Annotated in this window: 16 protein-coding genes and 1 other RNA gene; 11 read left to right on the top strand and 6 right to left on the bottom strand. The window is 59.6% G+C overall.

Annotated elements, in window-relative coordinates; genetic code table 11:
• A partial coding sequence (gene mdoH, locus HK23_RS08985; RefSeq protein WP_143217528.1) for a glucans biosynthesis glucosyltransferase MdoH occupies positions 1 to 1550 on the top strand: 1550 nt, incomplete at its 5' end.
• A gap of 84 nt (positions 1551 to 1634) precedes the next feature.
• On the opposite strand, the gene HK23_RS08990 is transcribed toward mdoH, so the two are convergent.
• The 4 genes from HK23_RS08990 to HK23_RS09005 form a co-directional block, all read right to left on the bottom strand.
• Positions 1635 to 2588 carry an aldo/keto reductase gene (locus HK23_RS08990; protein WP_086653697.1) on the bottom strand — a complete coding sequence of 318 codons (954 nt, stop codon included), beginning with the start codon at positions 2586 to 2588 and terminating at the stop codon, positions 1635 to 1637.
• A 112-nt stretch (positions 2589 to 2700) separates the two neighbouring features.
• Positions 2701 to 3762, bottom strand: coding sequence for an N-acetylglucosamine-6-phosphate deacetylase (gene nagA / locus HK23_RS08995; RefSeq protein WP_373270320.1), 1062 nt, complete (start codon positions 3760 to 3762; stop codon positions 2701 to 2703).
• 337 nt (positions 3763 to 4099) lie between these two features.
• Complete coding sequence (locus HK23_RS09000; protein WP_086653699.1) at positions 4100 to 5074, bottom strand: BadF/BadG/BcrA/BcrD ATPase family protein; 975 nt, start codon at positions 5072 to 5074, stop codon at positions 4100 to 4102.
• 110 nt (positions 5075 to 5184) lie between these two features.
• Positions 5185 to 5625: a hypothetical protein gene (locus tag HK23_RS09005; protein ID WP_231888267.1), complete on the bottom strand. Its 441-nt coding sequence runs from the start codon at positions 5623 to 5625 to the stop codon at positions 5185 to 5187.
• A 128-nt stretch (positions 5626 to 5753) separates the two neighbouring features.
• Here HK23_RS09005 and ffs point away from each other — a divergent pair.
• From ffs to folB, 6 genes are all read left to right on the top strand, one after another.
• Positions 5754 to 5851: signal recognition particle sRNA small type (gene ffs / locus HK23_RS09010), an RNA gene on the top strand.
• Positions 5852 to 5908: 57 nt separating this feature from the next.
• Positions 5909 to 7933, top strand: a complete 2025-nt coding sequence (locus HK23_RS09015) for a DNA polymerase III subunit gamma/tau (protein ID WP_086653701.1) — start codon at positions 5909 to 5911, stop codon at positions 7931 to 7933.
• 47 nt (positions 7934 to 7980) lie between these two features.
• The gene (locus HK23_RS09020) at positions 7981 to 8304 is read left to right on the top strand and encodes a YbaB/EbfC family nucleoid-associated protein (RefSeq protein WP_063907328.1); all 324 of its coding nucleotides are present in this window, start codon (positions 7981 to 7983) and stop codon (positions 8302 to 8304) included.
• Between the two features lie 16 nt (positions 8305 to 8320).
• Positions 8321 to 8917, top strand: a complete 597-nt coding sequence (gene recR / locus HK23_RS09025) for a recombination mediator RecR (RefSeq protein ID WP_086653702.1) — start codon at positions 8321 to 8323, stop codon at positions 8915 to 8917.
• 23 nt (positions 8918 to 8940) lie between these two features.
• Positions 8941 to 9741: an SDR family oxidoreductase gene (locus tag HK23_RS09030; protein ID WP_179193861.1), complete on the top strand. Its 801-nt coding sequence runs from the start codon at positions 8941 to 8943 to the stop codon at positions 9739 to 9741.
• Between the two features lie 5 nt (positions 9742 to 9746).
• A complete protein-coding gene (folB, locus tag HK23_RS09035; RefSeq protein WP_063907331.1) occupies positions 9747 to 10139 on the top strand; it encodes a dihydroneopterin aldolase in 393 nt (130 codons plus the stop codon).
• Positions 10140 to 10247: 108 nt separating this feature from the next.
• Here folB and HK23_RS09040 read toward each other — a convergent pair whose 3' ends face one another.
• Complete coding sequence (locus HK23_RS09040; protein WP_063907332.1) at positions 10248 to 10577, bottom strand: TIGR02300 family protein; 330 nt, start codon at positions 10575 to 10577, stop codon at positions 10248 to 10250.
• 236 nt (positions 10578 to 10813) lie between these two features.
• On the opposite strand from HK23_RS09040, the gene aroA reads away from it, so the two are divergent.
• The 4 genes from aroA to HK23_RS09060 all read left to right on the top strand — a co-directional run bounded on the left by aroA (position 10814) and on the right by HK23_RS09060 (position 16456).
• Positions 10814 to 12169 (top strand): 3-phosphoshikimate 1-carboxyvinyltransferase, encoded by a 1356-nt coding sequence (gene aroA / locus HK23_RS09045; RefSeq protein WP_373270319.1) that lies wholly within the window; start codon positions 10814 to 10816, stop codon positions 12167 to 12169.
• Positions 12166 to 12819: a (d)CMP kinase gene (locus HK23_RS09050; RefSeq protein WP_063907333.1), complete on the top strand. Its 654-nt coding sequence runs from the start codon at positions 12166 to 12168 to the stop codon at positions 12817 to 12819. Before aroA ends, HK23_RS09050 begins: the two co-directional genes overlap by 4 nt.
• Before the next feature lie 281 nt (positions 12820 to 13100).
• Positions 13101 to 14813 (top strand): 30S ribosomal protein S1, encoded by a 1713-nt coding sequence (gene rpsA / locus HK23_RS09055; protein WP_043550426.1) that lies wholly within the window; start codon positions 13101 to 13103, stop codon positions 14811 to 14813.
• Positions 14814 to 15247: 434 nt separating this feature from the next.
• Positions 15248 to 16456, top strand: coding sequence for an L-dopachrome tautomerase-related protein (locus HK23_RS09060; RefSeq protein ID WP_373270321.1), 1209 nt, complete (start codon positions 15248 to 15250; stop codon positions 16454 to 16456).
• Positions 16457 to 16526: 70 nt separating this feature from the next.
• On the opposite strand, the gene mtnK is transcribed toward HK23_RS09060, so the two are convergent.
• Positions 16527 to 17768 carry an S-methyl-5-thioribose kinase gene (gene mtnK, locus HK23_RS09065; protein ID WP_086653704.1) on the bottom strand — a complete coding sequence of 414 codons (1242 nt, stop codon included), beginning with the start codon at positions 17766 to 17768 and terminating at the stop codon, positions 16527 to 16529.
• Positions 17769 to 17841 lie beyond the last annotated feature (73 nt).

Consider the following 17841-nt stretch of genomic DNA (forward strand, 5'->3'; position numbering starts at 1 on the left):
AAACCCGGTTTTTCTCCCGCCGCCGCCATAACAATGTGGAACGTAAGGCCGGGAACGTCGGGGAATGGGTGCGCCGGTTTGGTGGAGCCTATGACCAGATGGTTACGCTGGATGCGGACTCCGTCATGTCTGGCGAGACACTGGTGCGCATGGCCGGAGCCATGGAACGCAACCCCGGCGTAGGGTTGATCCAGACTCTGCCGGTGATTGTTGGGGGCACGACCTTGTTTGCCCGCCTGCAGCAATTTGCTGGCCGTGTGTATGGGCCAGTAATTGCGCATGGTATTGCCTGGTGGCATGGGTCTGAGGGCAATTACTGGGGCCATAACGCCATTATCCGCACCAAGGCTTTTGCCGGGCAGGCCGGTTTGCCGCATGTGCCGGGGCGCAAGCCGTTTGGCGGCCATATTCTGAGCCATGACTTTGTGGAAGCGGCGCTCATGCGTCGTGGTGGCTGGGCCATTCATATGGTGCCGGGGCTTGATGGCTCTTATGAAGAAAGCCCGCCGTCTCTGACGGATGTGGCTATTCGTGACCGCCGCTGGTGCCAGGGCAACTTGCAGCATGTGAAAGTGCTGCCCACCAAAAAACTGCACTGGATCAGCCGGATGCATATGGTGGTGGGGATTGGCGCCTACGTTACCTCTCCGCTCTGGCTGGTGTTTCTGCTGACCGGGATTTTGATCTCCCTACAGGCGCATTTTGAACATCCCGAATATTTCGGGGATACAAAACTGCTTTACCCGCACTGGCCGCATGTGGATCCGGTGCAGGCAAAATACGTGTTTATCGGCACCATGGCCATTCTGCTGGCCCCCAAGCTGCTGGCTTATATTGCCCTGATGTTTGACCGCGCGACCTGCAAGGGCTGCGGCGGTGCAATCCGGGCGGCGGCATCCGTGGTGGTGGAAACGCTGATTGGTGGCCTGATTGCCCCCATTGCCATGCTGATCCAGACGTCTGGCGTGCTGTCCATCCTGTCCGGGCATGATTCCGGCTGGAATACGCAAAAGCGTGATGATGGCGGTGTGCCTTTTGGGGTTGTTGTCCGGCAATACGCCAAGTTTACCATTTTTGGTTTGTTGCTGGGGGCCGGGGCGTGGGTTGTTTCCCCGTCCCTGTTCTTCTGGATGACGCCTGTTTTGCTCGGGCTGGTCTTTTCCATTCCGCTGGTTGTCATGACCAGCAGCCGGGATGTCGGACAAAGTTTTAAAAAGGCAGGCCTGCTTCTGGTGCCGGAAGAAACGCATCCGCCGGATGTTCTGCTGAAAACAGAGCAGGCGGTGGAAGAGGATCATGGTCCTTCTCTGCCTCATGACGCTCTGCGCGCCCTGCGGGCGGATCATGGTCTGTTGCAGGCTCATGCTGCCATGCTTCCGCCAGCCCGTAAGCCGGGCGATCCGATCAACCCGGATCAGCTGGTCGGGCTGCTGAAAGTTTCGGAAGCGCCGAGCCTTTCGGTTCTGGAAGAGCGCCTCACGACCAAAGAAAAAGCTGCCGTTCTGGGCTGTGCTGAAGGTGTGGCTGCAATAAGCCGCCTGCCTGCCTGAAAAGAGGCCATTTATAAAAAAGGGGAAGAAGGCCGGATAATCCGATCTTCTTCCCCTTTTTTTGTTGGGCCACCTGCACCCGTATCAGGCGCTGGCAGTGTCCAGTTCTGCACGGTCTTCTGCAGACAGATCCAGCTGAACGGCTTTTGCAAAACTTTCGATATGTTCACGCCGGGTTGCGCTGGCGATGGGAGCTGTGACCCCTTCCCGCCCAATCAGCCATGCCAGAGCCACTTCGGCCTGTTTGGCGTCATGCCGGGCGGCAACGGCATCAAGGGCGGCCAGAATTTTCATGCCGCGCGGGGTGAGGTATTTGCCAATGCCAGAACCGCGCGCGCTTTGGGAAAGATCATCCTGCGAGCGGTATTTGCCGGAGAGGAAGCCTGAGGCAAGGCTGTAGTAGGGCACAACGCCGAGCTTCTCTTTGATGCACAGATCCCGCAGAGCGCCGTCATAAGAACTGCGGTCATACAGGTTATATTCGGGCTGAATGACCTCATAGCGCGGCAGGTTGTGGGTTTTGGCCACATCCAGTGCAGAACTGAGCTGGCTGGCATCCAGATTAGAGGCCCCGATGGCACGGATTTTTCCGGCTTTCAGCAGTTTGTCAAAAGCGCCAAGAGTTTCTTCATAGGGCGTTTCCGGGTCAGCCCGGTGGGAGAAATAAAGGTCAATCCGTTCAACGCCCAGACGTTTGAGTGAGCGTTCGGCGGCTTCCATAATCCAGCGTTCGGACAGCCCTTTCTCGCCCGGCTTTTCCAGATCCCAGCCCACTTTTGTGAAAATGAAAACCTGATCCCGCTTGCCCGGATTAGCCTTGAGCCAGTTGCCAATAATGGTTTCAGACTCTCCACCCTCGTTCCCGGGTGCCCAGAGGGAGTAAACATCAGCAGTGTCGATGGCGTTAAAGCCGTGGTCAACAAACGCATCCAGAATGCTGAAGCTGGTTTTTTCATCAAGGGTCCAGCCGAAGACATTCCCCCCAAAAACAATAGGGGCAATCTGGAAGCCGGTGGTGCCGAGGGGACGAAAATCCATGGTTCAGTCTCGCTTTGCTTGTGTCATGTGTCTGGGTTTCTCCATAACGTAACGCACACACGTCCTGTTCCCCGACCGCAGCCTTGAGCATGCCGTCTGGAGTGTGTGGCGTTTAGTGAATACGTTCCCCGCCAACCCAGACTTCCTGAACCATAAAGGCGGAATCCAGCACGACAAAATCAGCGCGCTTGCCAGCCTCCAGCGCCCCCCGGTCTGTCAGGCCCAGATACCGCGCTGGATTGGTGCTGAGCAGGGAAGCAGCCTCCAGTAACGGCGTACCAGCCTGAAGAGCGTTGCGCAGGGCCTGATCCAGTGTCAGCACACTCCCCGCCAGACTGCCATCCGGCAGACGGGCCGTGCCGTCTTTTACCATCACGTCCTGCCCACCCAGCTGGCTGGGGCCATCGGGCAGGCCGGTGGCGCGCATGGCGTCTGTAACAAAAACCAGTCGGCCTCCCATCACGCGATGCGCCAGCCGGAAGGTGGCGGGGTGAACGTGGTGGGTGTCAAAAATCATTTCCGCATAAGCATCACTGCACATCAGCGCCGTAACGGGCCCCGGCTTTCGGCTGGTAATGGGAGCCATGGCGTTGAACAGATGTGTCGCCCCCGCAACGCCGCCGGCTGCGCAGATATGGCAAATGGCGGCATTGGCTTCTTCATATTCCGCAACGGTATGACCAAGGCTGACGCGAACGCCCGCATCAGCAAACTGCGTGATGGCGCTCTGTGCGTGGGGGAGTTCCGGCGCGAGAGTCACAACGCGCACGCAACCTGTGGCCAGTGCTTCGGTCACCCGATCTGCTGTGGGGGGAATGGCGTAAGGCGGTTGCGCCCCCAGCTTGTGCGGGCTGACAAACGGGCCTTCCAGATGCGCCCCGTGCACAACAGGGCCGCCGGGGATTTGTGTGCGTACGACTTCTGCTACGGCATGCAGGGCATCCATCACATCTGCCCAGGGGCGTGTGATGGTGGTGGGCAGAATGGTGGTGGTGCCATGCTGCGCATGAAAGCGGGAGAGGGTGTGAATGGCCTGCACACCATCCATAGTGTCTGCCCCGTTGCCGCCATGCACATGGCCATCAATAAAGCCCGGCAGAATATAGCGGTCTGGCACCGTGCTCCCGGCTTCAGTGCTCTCAATCTTTTCGGAGAAAGAAAGGCGTCCGGGCATAATCCGGTCAGGAAGAACAAGATGTCCGGCGATGTCTGGCATGGGTGAGGCTCCTGTTTGTGAAGGTTTTATACCGGGCAGGGTGAAGAACGATACGAGAAGTAGTTGTGTGTCGTGGAGAAAATATTTTGAAAATCATCAAATGGAGAAAGGTATTTTTTCTTCATGAAATATTTTTTGAGGAGTGGTGTGTTTTCAGGGGTGGTTTTTGTATTGCTGCATATTTTGAAAAACCATTGATTTTCTATAAGAAAAGCGTGTTGTGTGGGTGGTTCTTTCTCTCTGCATGGTGGCTTCTGTATTTATGTATGAAAAATTAGGGGGTTTTCAGGAGGAGTTAAGCGTCCAGTGCCTGCGCAAGGCGTGCAATCCATGCGGCGTCAATCGGCCACCCGGCAAGTCTGGCCGCCTGTACAATTCCTCCGCCAACAGGCGGCAGGCGAGGGGGCTGCGGCGGTTCGCATAATTCTGTCAAAGTGTCGCGCAGCAGGCGACTTTTGAAAACGCTCCCGGCGTAGCTCCAGGGCAGAGTGTGTTCAGAAAAGCGCGCCCGCGCTGTCTGGACAAGAGTGGCAAGATGTCTGGCAGCTTGTGTCATAAGCGCGTGAGCTTCCGGGCATCCGGCTTCCGCCATCTCATCAATCAGGCGTGCACAGTGGGCCACCGCGGGGCGGGGGCGTTCCTGCTGGTTGTACCAGCCAAGCAGGGCGTCTAGGGCGGCCGGATTTTCATCAGGCCAGTCCATGGTGGCGCAGACCTGTCGGGCGAAGTCTTTTGCTTCCGGGGCGCGACCGTCCATGGCCTGACACACACGTTGCAGGGCTTTGCGGCCAATCCAGTAGGCGCTCCCTTCATCGCCAAAAACCGGACCCCATCCGCCAACGCGGGCTGTCTGGCCAGTACCGTCTGAAGCCCAGGCCATGGAGCCTGTGCCGGAAAGCAGGAGAACGCCGGCCTCACCGGCGAAGGCGCCGATGCAGGCCATATCAACATCATTGGTCAGGCTGAGCGGGGTGGTGGGGCAGAGCTGGTGCACGTGGGTGCGTAGCAGGCGGCCCGTCTCCCGGTTTTCACCATAGCCTGCAATGCCAAAGGCTGCGGCCTGTAAGCCTGATGCCAGAGGTGTGACGAGGTTTGCGAGAATATTTTGCCAGTCGGGCTGGTCAAACGGGTTGCAGCCTTTGGTGATCTGCATGGCCTGAACGGAGGCGTCCGGGCCAACACGCACGGCCAGCGTTTTTGTGCCGCCACCATCCACAGCCAGAATGGCCGGACCATGCGGCAGGGGAGGGGGCACACAAGGCTCAGGCATGGTGACAGGCTTTGGGCAAAAGGACGCTCTTTGCAAAAGGAAGCAGGCTACAGAGCGTCAAGATTATATCGTTTTCAAAACGTGCGCTACGGGCAAAACTATGGAGTGCGTCAGTCGGCTGCGGAGGTGGTCTGAGGTTCATCCGGAATGCTGCCCAGTCGTTCACACGCCAGAGCCAGAGCTTTTTCCGGATTGGGTGTTTCACAAAGCTGCCGGACGTCTGGGGAGCAGATTTCAATGGAATTTTCAAAATCGGATTCCAGCACGTCCTGCGCGATGGCCAGATCCTGATCATTCGTGCGGGTTTGTTCTTCCTGTAGCTGGGCCTGTGTTTTGTGCAGTTCCTTCAGAGAGTCGATACAGGCGGGGCTGGCAGCCTCGGGCTTGTATTGCAGAACGGCCAGTTCCTTCTGGAGCTGCGCATTGGGCACTGTGCTGCGTACGGATGATTTGTCCTCATCATCGTCAGCATGAGCATACAGGGGGGCAGCGGTCAGGGCGGAAGCCAGCAGGACCATGGCGGCATGGGGGAACAGGCTGAATTTGGACACGCTCAGACTCTCTGAAGGGACAAGGAATGGCTCAGACCTTATACCTCCTAGCCCGCCCCTTCCCGCAAGGCAAAGAGGGAAAAGGGCAGGGTTGGCAGGCGTGGCGGTTTGGTGCTATCTCTCTCCTCGGAAAGTCGGCAGTGGACGAGCGCCTTGCTAACCTGGTCAGGTCCGGAAGGAAGCAGCCCTAGTGAGTTTCGAGCGGGTCATTGTTCGGCTTTCCACCTTTTTCCGCTCAGAGCCTCAGGCCACAGGAGCGTGAGTTTTTTTCCTCGGAACTGTCATGACCGATAAGACCGATGCGCACCACTCCCGGGATGACGGGCTTCCCGATCCTGTGATGGAAGGCCCCGGTCTGTTTGGAGACGCTGCTCCAGCCGTCCCCGCCCCGGTCGCCCCGCCTCAGAACACATCCCCTTACCGCGTTCTGGCGCGCAAATATCGCCCCACCACGTTTGATGACCTGATTGGTCAGGAAGCCATGGTCCGCACCTTGCGGAACGCTTTCGCGCTCGGGCGCGTGGCGCATGCCTTTATGCTGACGGGTGTGCGCGGGGTCGGCAAAACCACCACAGCCCGTATTATTGCCCGTGCGCTCAACTGCATTGGCCCGGATGGCAACGGCGGCCCCACGGCAGACCCGTGCGGCGTGTGCGCTAACTGTGTTGCTATTCTGAATGACCGGCACCCCGATGTGCTGGAAATGGACGCAGCCTCCCGCACAGGCGTGGATGATGTGCGCGAGATTATTGAGGCCACGCGGTTCCGCCCCATGCAGGGCCGCATGAAGGTCTTTATTATTGACGAAGTGCACATGCTCTCGCGCAACGCCTTCAATGCGTTGCTCAAGACGCTGGAAGAACCGCCCGCGCAAGTCACTTTCATTTTTGCCACTACGGAACTGCGCAAGGTGCCGGTTACGGTGCTGTCCCGCTGCCAGCGGTTTGACCTGCGCCGTGTGCCACAGGCCGATCTGGCGGCCCTCTTTGCCCGCATTGCTGAAAAAGAACATGTCCGGCTGTCTGAAGACGCGCTGGCGCTGATCGCCCGCGCGGCGGATGGTTCTGTGCGTGATGGTTTGTCCCTGCTGGATCAGGCGATTGCGCAGGGTGAGGATGAAGCCGAAATCGGCGCATCCGTCGTCAGTGACATGCTGGGGCTGGCTGACCGGCAGGTGGTGTTTGACCTGCTGGACGCCGCCATGACTGGCAAGCCTGATCAGGCTCTCGCACTGGCCGATGCGGCCCATGCGCGCGGGGCGGATCTGGGGCTGGTTTTGGGCGATATGCTGGATCTGATCCACACCATCTCCCGCCTGCGGGCTGTGCCTTCCCTGCGGGATTCGGCAGAAATGCCGGAAGCCGAGCGTGTGCGTGGCACCGAGATGGCCGAAGCTCTGCCCGTGCCGGTGCTGATGCGCGCCTGGCAGATGCTGGTGAAGGGCCTGAAGGAAGTGGAAATGGCACCAGACCGCCGGGCTGCGGCGGATATGGTGCTGATCCGGCTGTGTTACGTGGCGGACCTGCCCTCGCCAGAAGATCTGGTGCGGCGGCTGTCCGGGCAGGGGGGCGCTCCGGTGCCCTCTGGCACACAGGGCGGGGCTGCCGGGCCGGAGGGGAATGCGCCCTCCGCTCTGAGTGAGGCCCGGTCTGACGGCGGCAGATCGGGCGGACAGGAAGGCCCGCCACCCCTGCGTATGGTTGCAGGAACGTCCGTTGCGGCTAGTGCGCCCGCTGTTGTTTCTGCTGTTGCCGTGCAGGAGTCAGAAGCCGATGCAGCGCCATCCACCGCCGTGCCGGAACCCGTGGTTGAGCCAGAACCGCAAGGGCCGGTTGTGCCGCGTACCTGGCGTGAGGCTGTCGCTCTGGTCAAAGACCGGCGCGAGGCTTTGCTGCATGGCAATTTGCGCAACGGCGTGCATGTGGTCTCCTTCGCGCCCGGCGCGATTACCATGCGCATGCAGCCCGGCCTGCCCGCAGATCTGCCGCGCCAGTTTCAGAAAGTGCTGGAAAGTGCGTCTGAGATGCCCTGGCGAATTCGTCTCTCTCAGGAGGAGGGCGAGCCGACGCTGGATGAGCAGGGCGCGGAGATTATCCAGTTCCAGCGGCGCACTGCACAGGCGCATCCGCTGGTAAAGGCCATTCTGGCGGTCTTCCCGGATGCTGAACTGGGGGATGTGCAGGATCATGCTCTGGATGAGTATGGTCTGCCGCCGGAAGAGCCCCCGGAACTTGTCTTCGCTCCGCTTGACGCTGAGCTGTTGGACGAGGATGAACGACCTTCCGACCCCGGTCTGTCGATAGACTAGACCGGACACATGGGCTGCACTGATGCAGCCAGATAAGGAGAGATGCTTTGAAAAATCTTGCCGGACTGATGAAGCAGGCCACTCAGATGCAGGCCAAAATGGAAGCCATGCAAAGCTCGCTGGAAGCCATGAATATTGAAGGCTCCGCAGGTGCCGGCATGGTGCAGGTCGTGCTGAGCGGCAAGGGCGACATGCGCTCGATCAAGATCGACCCCAAGCTGGCTGACCCGGAAGAAATGGAAATGCTGCAGGACCTGATCATGGCGGCCTGCGCCGACGCCCGCACCAAGCTGGACGCCACGGCGGCGGAAGAAATGCAGAAAGTCACCGGCGGCCTGAACCTGCCTGCTGGTATGAAACTGCCGTTCTGACCAGACGGAGCGCGGCATGGGCGGGCATGAAATAGAGCAGCTGATCAGGCTTTTGGGGCGGTTGCCGGGCTTTGGCCCGCGCTCTGCCCGCCGCATTGCCCTGTTTCTGCTGCGTGACCCGCAGGCGCGCCTTGTGCCGCTGGCCCGTGCGCTGGAGCGTGCGGGAGAGGCTGTAAAAACCTGTTCCACCTGCGGCAATCTCGACACGGTTGATCCCTGCCATATCTGCACGGACCCTCTGCGGGACCTGAGTGTGGTGTGTGTGGTGGAGACGGTGGGAGACCTCTGGGCGCTGGAGCGCGCGGGGGTGCATCGTGGCGTGTATCAGGTGCTTGGGGGCACGCTCTCCCCTCTGGCGGGGATCGGCCCGGAAGATCTCAATATTGGTCCGCTGCTGGAGCGGCTGGAGCAGGGCAGCGTGCGGGAAGTCATTCTCGCCCTTGGCGCGACAGTAGAGGGAGCGACAACCATGCACTGGCTGATGGATAAACTGGCTTTTTATGAGGGCGTGACGGTAAGTCGCGTAGCGCAGGGCATGCCTGTGGGGGGCGCGCTGGACGTGCTGGATGATGGCACTCTGGCCGCAGCTCTTGGTGCGCGGAGGCCTGCATGAACATGCCTGAGACCAATGCCTCTGTGCCGCTGAGCGTCTTCCCCATTTCCCCCAATCTGCCGCGCCGGGCGCTGGTGACGGGCGGCAAGGCGCGTCTGGGGCGGGCCATTGTGCTGGCTCTGGCGGAGGCTGGGTTTGATGTTGCCATCCATTACCGGGGAGACCGGGACGGGGCGGAAGAAACGCTGAAAGCCGTCGAGGCCCGCGGGCGCAAAGGCTGCCTGCTGCAGGGCGATCTGGCGCGGGAGGAAGAGGTCACACCGCTGATTCCCGGTGCCATGGACGCTCTGGGTGGTCCGCTGGGGGTGCTGGTGAATAATGCCTCCACCTTTGAGCGCGATGAGTGGGACAATACTACGAGAGAAAGCTGGGTGGGGCATATGAAGCCCAACCTCCGCGCCCCGTTTGTGCTGATGCAGGCCTTTGCCAAGGCTCTTCCAGCTGCGGACGAGGGGATGATTCTGAACATGCTGGATGAGCGCGTGTGGTCTCTCACACCGCACTTCATCAGCTATACCGTCTCCAAAAGTGCTTTGTGGACGTTGACGCAGACCATGGCGCTGGCGCTGGCCCCTAAAAAAATCCGGGTGAATGCCGTGGGCCCCGGCCCGGCGTTGCCAAGCTCGCGTCAGACTGAAGAACAGTTTGCAAAGCAATGCGCCTCGGTGCCGCTGGGGCATGGGACCTCACCGGAGGAAGTGGCGCGAGCAACGCTGGCCCTGCTGGCTCTGCCATCTGTAACCGGCCAGATGCTGGCGCTGGATGGCGGGCAGCATCTGCAATGGTCACCCGCGCTCCCGCCCGGTGCGGTGCTGGAAGAATAGGACACATGACAATTTTTGCTCCCTGGGCGGACCAGCCGCCGTTGCGCCACCTGTTTTTGAAAAACATGGTGCTGGATGCCCATATCGGCGTGTTCCCGCATGAGCAGGGGGTCACGCAACGTATTCGCGTGTCCGTCTCCTTTGGTGTGGTGGACCGGAATGATCTGGAAGTCGGCGCAGATGACCTCAGCCGCACGGTTTCGTATGAAGACGTTGTGCTGCTGGTGCGTCGCATTGTGCAGGAAGGCCATGTGCAGCTGGTAGAAACACTGGCTGAGCGCATTGCCGCTGGCGTGCTGGCTGATAGCCGCGTGCGCGTTGTGCGCGTGCTGATTGAAAAGCTGGATGTGTTTGAAGAAATTGAAGCCGTTGGCGTGGAAATAGAACGCCGTGCGTAACAAGCAGGCACAAAAAAGCCCGGCAAAAGCGGGCTTTTAAAGGCACATCACGATAGCGTGATGTGAGGCTGAGCAGGGGCCGGATTAAATCCGGCTCCCTGAGGCCAATCAGGAATCGTGTTCGTCCGAATCCGTGCTGACGTCGATGTCAGAGCTGATGTCATCATCATCATCGTCCAGATCGGACGTATCTTCCATCACATCATCGCCATCGGTATCGGCATCTGTGTCGATATCGATATCTTCATCGTCTTTCTTGGCCGGAGCAGGCGTGTCTGCATGCGGTGTCAGACTGTCCGAGCTGCGACGCAGGCGGGAGACGAGTTCCGGCTGTTCCGTGCCACATTTCGGGCAAACGGCGGGAGACCTGTTCAGGTCATAGAAGCGGGCACCGCAGGACACGCAGACGCGTTTGGTGCCGAGATCGGGCTGGGACATCTTGCTACCTGTCGATCCTGGTCAGACATTGGGACAAAGCGTGTCCCGGAAAAGGACGATTCCCTTCAGACCGCGGCGCGGAAGGGAAACAATCCAGACGTATTAAGGCGAGGCCACATGCCATTGCACAGGTGTCCTGTCAAACCCTGAAGCACGGGTTACGCATATTTTTACGCAAAAAAGACGCCGTTTTCCCGCCTCCCGGATTGACTTACGGCAGGACAAGCCGGAATGAAATGACCATGACACAGCCTTCTGCTTCCCCCTCCAGCGCTCTGCGTGTTTCCCGCCCTGCCTCGTCCCTCAGCGGCAAAATTGCCGTGCCGGGTGACAAATCCATCAGCCATCGCGCTCTGATGTTTGCTGCACTCGCCAAAGGTGAGACGCGCATTGTGGGCCTGCTGGAAGGCGAAGACGTGCTTCGGACCGCCGCTGCCATGCGGGCGCTGGGGGCAAAAATCTCCCGGGAAGACGATGGCCGCTGGCATGTGCATGGTTGCGGTCTGGGAGAATTGCAGGAACCCGCAGATGTGCTGGATATGGGCAATTCCGGCACGGCGGCGCGTCTGCTGTCCGGCCTGCTGGCCAGCCACGGCATAATGTCCGTCATGACCGGCGATGCCAGCCTGCGCCGCCGCCCGATGAAGCGCGTAATGGACCCTCTGGCAGGCACAGGGGCCACGTTCCTTGCGCGGGAAGGAGGCCGTTTGCCTCTGGCTATTCAGGGTAATGGGCAGCCCGCGCCGCTGTCCTACCGTCTGCCGGTGGCCTCTGCTCAGGTGAAATCCGCTGTTCTGCTGGCGGGCCTGAATGCTGAGGGTGTGACGCAGGTGGAAGAACCTGTGCCGACCCGTGACCATACGGAAAACATGCTGCGGCACTTTGGCGCGCATGTGACGGTGGAAGAAACACCGGACGGTGGGCGTCTTATCCGGCTGGAAGGCAAGCCGCGTCTGGTCGCGCGGGATGTGACGGTGCCGGGTGACCCGTCTTCTGCCGCCTTTGTGCTGGTGGCGGCCCTGCTGGTGCCGGGTTCTGATGTGGTGATTTCCAATGTGGGGCTGAACCTGCTCCGCACGGGCCTGTTCACTACCCTGCGGGAGATGGGTGGCCGTCTGGATATTCTGGATGAACGCACCGAGGGTGGTGAGCCGGTGGGTGACCTGCATGTGCGGGCCTCCTCGCTGCAGGCCGTGGATGTTCCGGCAGACCGCGCGCCGTCCATGATTGATGAATATCCCATTCTGGCCGTTGCTGCCGCGTATGCCTCGGGCATTTCCCGCCTGCGCGGACTGGCTGAACTGCGGGTGAAGGAAAGTGACCGTTTGGCCTCCACCGTGGCGCTTCTGGAAAATAACGGCGTGCGCACCCGCATTGATGGTGATGACCTGATTATCCACGGCACAGGCGGCCATATTCCCGGAGGCGGGCTGGTGGAAACCCACATGGACCATCGTCTGGCGATGAGTGCTTCCGTGCTGGGGCTGGTGACTGAAAAGCCGGTGGATATTGATGATACCGCGTTTATTGACACCAGCTTCCCCGGTTATTTCACGCTGATGAACAACCTTGGCGCAGGGTTTTCAGCATGATGCGCGGCGGTCCGGTTCTTGCGGTTGATGGCCCGGCAGCAGCAGGCAAAGGCACGCTGGCCAAGCGTCTGGCAGCGGAACTGAACCTGCCATATCTGGATACAGGCCTGCTTTATCGGGCAGTGGGGCGTCTGGTGCTGGATGCCGGGCAGGACCCGGCAGCGCCGGCGGAAGAGTTCGCTCGCACGCTGAAGGCGGAAGATACCCAGCGCAAGGACCTGCGCACGCAGGAGGTGGCCCGCGCCGCCAGTCAGGTTGCATCTCAGCCTGCGGTGCGCAGTGCGCTGGTGGAAACGCAACGTCGGTTTGCGCAAGCCCGTGGCGGGGTGCTGGATGGCCGGGATATTGGCACGGCCATTTTCCCGGATGCGGACGTCAAACTGTTCATCACAGCCTCTCCGGCGACGCGGGCGCTGCGCCGCTTTTTGCAGATGGGGGAAGACCCGAAGGCGGAGGGTGCTACGGCGCGTCTGGCCGAGATGGCCGCTGCCCTGCAGGCGCGTGATGCAGCCGATGCCGGGCGGCAGACAGCCCCCATGCAGGTGGCGGCAGATGCGGTTGTGATTGAGACAGATACACTCAGCGCAGATGCCGTTCTGGCCGAAGCGTTGCGGGTTGTGCAGGAGCGACTCGGCACCCACGCAGGCTGAGGTCTGGCGAGGGCGGCAAAAAGAAGTTCTCGCGAAATCAATAATTTTACCGTCACACCCCATCAAAATCCGCCGGATTGTGTTGACAAGCCGCCGGTGGTGGGTGTCTCTGCCCTCAGATGCCTGTTGTTTGCAGCAGGTTTCCTTTTCAGTCAGGGTCGCCGGAACCAGACGGGCCAGAGGGTCCGTTCCCTTTTCCGCGGCAAGTCGTGCTGCCGGCAGGCGGTGCGCAGGAAGTGTCGGCTTCATTTTTCGGGCCGACGCAGGATTTACAGTTACACATGGCTTCAGCCGCAACCCCGGCCACGGATCATTTCCGTGGCGAAGATTTTGCTTCCCTTCTTGACGAGACCCTCGGCCGCGATACCGGCTTTGACGGGTCCGTTGTGCGTGGGCGCATTGTCCGCCTGACCGACGAATTCGCAATTGTCGATGTTGGTCTGAAGAGCGAAGGCCGCGTTTCCCTGCGCGAATTCGCTCCTCAGGGTGTTACACCCGATGTCAAACCGGGTGACGTTGTTGAGCTGTATGTTGAGCGTTACGAAGACCGTGACGGCAGCATCGTGCTCTCTCGTGAAAAAGCCCGCCGTGAAGAAGCCTGGACGAACCTTGAAAAAGCGTTCGAAGCAAACCAGCGCGTCAACGGCACCATCTATGGCCGCGTTAAAGGTGGCTTCACGGTTGATCTGGGTGGCGCCATGGCGTTCCTGCCCGGCAGCCAGGTTGATATCCGCCCCGTGCGTGACGTCAGCCCGCTGATGGGTGTTCCGCAGCCGTTCCAGATCCTGAAAATGGACCGTGCACGTGGCAACATCGTTGTCTCCCGTCGTGCCGTTCTGGAAGAAACCCGCGCAGAGCAGCGCAGCGAACTGATCCAGGGCCTGACTGAAGGCATGATCCTGGACGGCGTTGTGAAGAACATCACCGATTACGGTGCGTTCGTTGACCTCGGCGGCGTTGACGGCCTGCTGCATGTGACCGACATCGCATGGAAGCGCATCAACCACCCGTCCGAAGCTCTGCAGATCGGCCAGCCGGTACGCGTGCAGGTTATCCGCTTCAACCCGGATACGCAGCGCATCTCCCTGGGCATGAAGCAGCTTGAAGCTGATCCGTGGGAAAATGTTGCCCTGAAGTACCCGCCGGGTGCGCGTTACACGGGCCGCGTGACCAACATCACCGATTACGGCGCATTTGTTGAGCTGGAGCCGGGCGTTGAAGGTCTGGTGCACGTTTCCGAAATGTCCTGGACGAAGAAAAACGTCCATCCGGGCAAGATCGTTGCTACTTCTCAGGAAGTCGACGTGATGGTTCTGGATGTGGACAGCGCGAAGCGCCGCATCTCTCTGGGCCTCAAGCAGGTTCAGCGCAACCCGTGGGAGCAGTTCGCGGAAGAGCACAAGATCGGCTCCACCGTAGAAGGCGAAATCCGCAACATCACCGAGTTCGGTCTGTTTGTTGGTCTGTCTGCAGACATCGACGGCATGGTTCACATGTCCGACCTGTCCTGGGACGAAACCGGCGAAGAAGCCATGAAGCACTACGAAAAGGGCCAGGTTGTCAAAGCCAAGGTTCTGGACGTGGATGTCGAGAAAGAACGTATCTCTCTCGGTATCAAGCAGCTTCAGGAAGATCCGGCAGCTGACGTTCTGACGAGCGTTCAGAAAGGTGCCATCGTGACCTGCACCGTCACCGCAGTTCAGTCCAACGGGATTGAAGTGAAGGTTGACGACGTTCTGACCGGCTTCATCCGCCGTGCTGAACTGGCCCGTGATAAGGCTGAGCAGCGCCCGGAACGCTTTGCGGTTGGTGAACGCGTTGATGCGAAGGTGGTCTCTGTTGACCGTGCCGCTCGCAAGCTCGCGCTGACCATCAAAGGTCGCGAAGTTGAAGAAGACAAGCAGGCTATCAACGAATACGGCTCATCCGACAGCGGTGCGTCTCTCGGTGATATTCTGGGTGCGGCCATTCGTCGTCGTAACACGGATAGCTAAGACGGTCGGACCTGAGGATGGAGCGGCCTTCTGGTTCGCTCCCTCTGAGGGAACGCTGTTAAAGCAAGCCTCGAAAAAGGCGGTGTCGGAAACGACGCCGCCTTTTTTGTGTTTTGTTGCCGGGGAACGCTAATCCTCGGGTTTGTGACCGCTCTGCGCAAGGAGCGGGGTTGTCTGGTTGCTGTGTGCGTGAGAGCGTGGATCACCCTTCAGGCAGGAGTGATGCTTCTATGACGTCTCGCCCGTTTTCTGGCCATTTGCCTCAGTCTTCTTCCTTGATGCTTTCCTCTTGTGGTGTGGCGCGTGACGCACAAAGCGCTGTGGGAGAAGGGCTGCGCCGCGGACGGGATACTGGTCTGGGGCAAACAGGAAATTCTGAAACGGCAGGGCAGGGTGCGGGGCGGACGCTGAGACGCAGACGGCTTTTACAGTCGATGATGCTGGGGGGCTGTGCGCTTCCAGTTGCGGCAGGTCTGTTCCGACCATCTGCGGCCCGTGCTGCGCAGGATGCAGGGAGTGGTGGCGGTACGCCAACGACGGGCGTGAATGGCGATCAGGGTTATGAGCCCGCCGGGTCCTTTGAAATTGTCGCGGATTTTTACGGGCCGGGGCCGTCCGGTGTGGTGGTAACGGAGTCCGGGCGCATTTTTGTGGGCTTTCCCCGCCATGCCGTGAACCATAAAGGGGCAACATTGGGGGAACTGGTTCAGGGCCGCGTTGTGCCCTGGCCAAGTGCTGAACTCAGCCTGCCCTCAGCGGCGGCCCCGGCAGACCGGCTGATGTCGATCCACGGCATGACGATGGATACGCAAGGGCGCATCTGGGCGATTGATGATGGTAAACTGGCGGGCCAGCCCTTGCAGCCGGGAGCGGCAAAACTGGTCTGTTTTGACCCGCAAACCAACCGGCTCGTGCATAAAATTGTGCTGACTTCTCCGGCTCTGCTGCCAGACAGCCACATGAATGATTTGCGCGTGGACCTGACGCACGGGCAGGCAGGCACGGCCTATGTGACCGACAGCTCCTTTGGGCATAGTCCGGCGCTGGTAGTGGTGGATATTGCCTCGGGGCGTCAGCGCCGTGTGCTGCCCACACATCCTTCTACACAGGCCGAGCCGGGTTTCATGGCTGTGGTGGAAGGGGTGCCGCTGGTTTACACGCCCGGCAAGCCACCTCGCTTTGTGGTGGGGGGAGCGGATGGCATCACGTTGAGCCCGACCAGTGATCGCCTGTTTTACGCGCCGCTGACCAGCCGTCGGCTGTACAGCCTGCCCACCGCTTTGCTGGCAGATCCAACAGTGAGTGAGGCTGCACTGGCCGCAGCCGTTAAAGATGAAGGTGAAAAAGGTACAGCCGATGGGCTGGCGACCGATACGCAGGGCCGGATTTACACAACCAATTTTGAGCAGGATTGCATCTTGCGGCGTAACACGGACGGCTCATTTGACCTGATGGTGCATGACCCGCGTATTCTCTCGCCCGATGGGATTTTCTGCACCAAAACGCATGTTTACTGCACTCTGGGGCAATGGAACCGTCTGGCCAGCTTTAACGGGGGGCAGGACAAAAGAAAGCCGCCCTACCATCTGATCCGTTTCCCGATTGAGCCGGTGCCTGCGTATAATACAGAACAGAAAATCTGATTTCTTCTGATCAGTTCATCTGTTTGTAGCTTGGAGCGCACAGGGTTTCAGAAATCCATTTCCGTGCAGCTTACAGCGCCGACATATGCAGGTAGAGAAGCTCCAGAAAATCAGCCAGAGATTTCAGGGGTTTTTTCTGTTCAAGGCAGTCTTTTGCAAAAAGGAGCGCGGCCTTCTGGCGTGTTGTGCGGGTGGACTGATCCGTCAGAACGGAAAAATCTGCAACATGTGCATAGCCAATGCTGCGGCGGATGATTTCTGCGGCACAGAATCCAGTCATATCCTGAAAAACATTCTGGATAAAAAGAGATTTTTCAAAATTCTGTGTCGATTTGTCTGTGGTCGCGTAATAGAGGGTTGAACGATCCTCAGCCCATTCTCTGTCCTGCCACAAGGCAAGGAAGCGTTTTTTGAAACTTGTCCAGAATGTCTGGATCATATCCAGATGGACAGCCTGACCAGCGCGATCGGGTGTGGCGAAAAGATTCAGGATAAGGTTGCCGACAAACAGGCCGGCATCAAACCCGATAGGCCCGTAGGTTGCAAATTCCCCGTCGATGATCCGGGTGTCGGTGCCTGTGGTCATGATGGAGCCTGTATGCAGGTCTCCATGCAGGAGGGCTTGCGGGGCACATAAAAAACGCAGACGCAGACTATCAATGCGCGCCTGTAAGGCCGGGCTTGTGCGCAAGGCGGCAACAATCGGGGTCAGCTGCGGGTCTGCCCAGTGGTTGCGCGGGTGGTCGTGGTAGGGGTCCGTCAGAACCAGATCGACCGTAATGCGGGTCAGGGTCTGGTTGCGGGCAAAACAGATCCGGCGGTCCATGATCTGTTCAAATGGTTCCGCCAGCAAGGATGTGGCGAACGTGCTGCGCGCGACGAAGTCACCCACCTGAGCGGCCACAGCGGGGTGATAGTGGCCTGCCATCATGGCGGTACGCATGACAGTGTGGCCGGACAGGCTGGGAACAATCAGAATGAACTGCTCAGGGTCAAAATGCAGGCATTCGGTGGTCAGGTCCGGCACGTGTGGAAAGACGGCGCGCAGATAGGCGGCTTCAAAAAACGTGCGGTCCAGAGGCATTTTCCAGGCAGGGTCAACCCGCACATGCGGCAACGCCTGTTTCAGGCAGACACCTCCATCCGGGCCTTCCGCCACAAACACCATGTTGAGGTTGCCGTCACTGACTTCCCATACGCGCCATGTGTCTGATGTGCCGCCTAAACGTGCGGCAATGGCTGGGAGGGAGGCGAGGTAGGTCCGGACACCTTCAAGGTCCAGCGTGGTGTAAGGGGAAGAATGCGTCGTCATGGGGATTCTGTTTTTCCGGACGGTGTCATGCTGTGTGGGGTGAAGGTGGCCCACACAGCAAAGGAAACGGTCA

It is taken from the genome of Acetobacter malorum, from assembly GCF_002153605.1.
In the GTDB taxonomy this organism is placed as follows: Bacteria; Pseudomonadota; Alphaproteobacteria; order Acetobacterales; family Acetobacteraceae; genus Acetobacter; species Acetobacter malorum_A.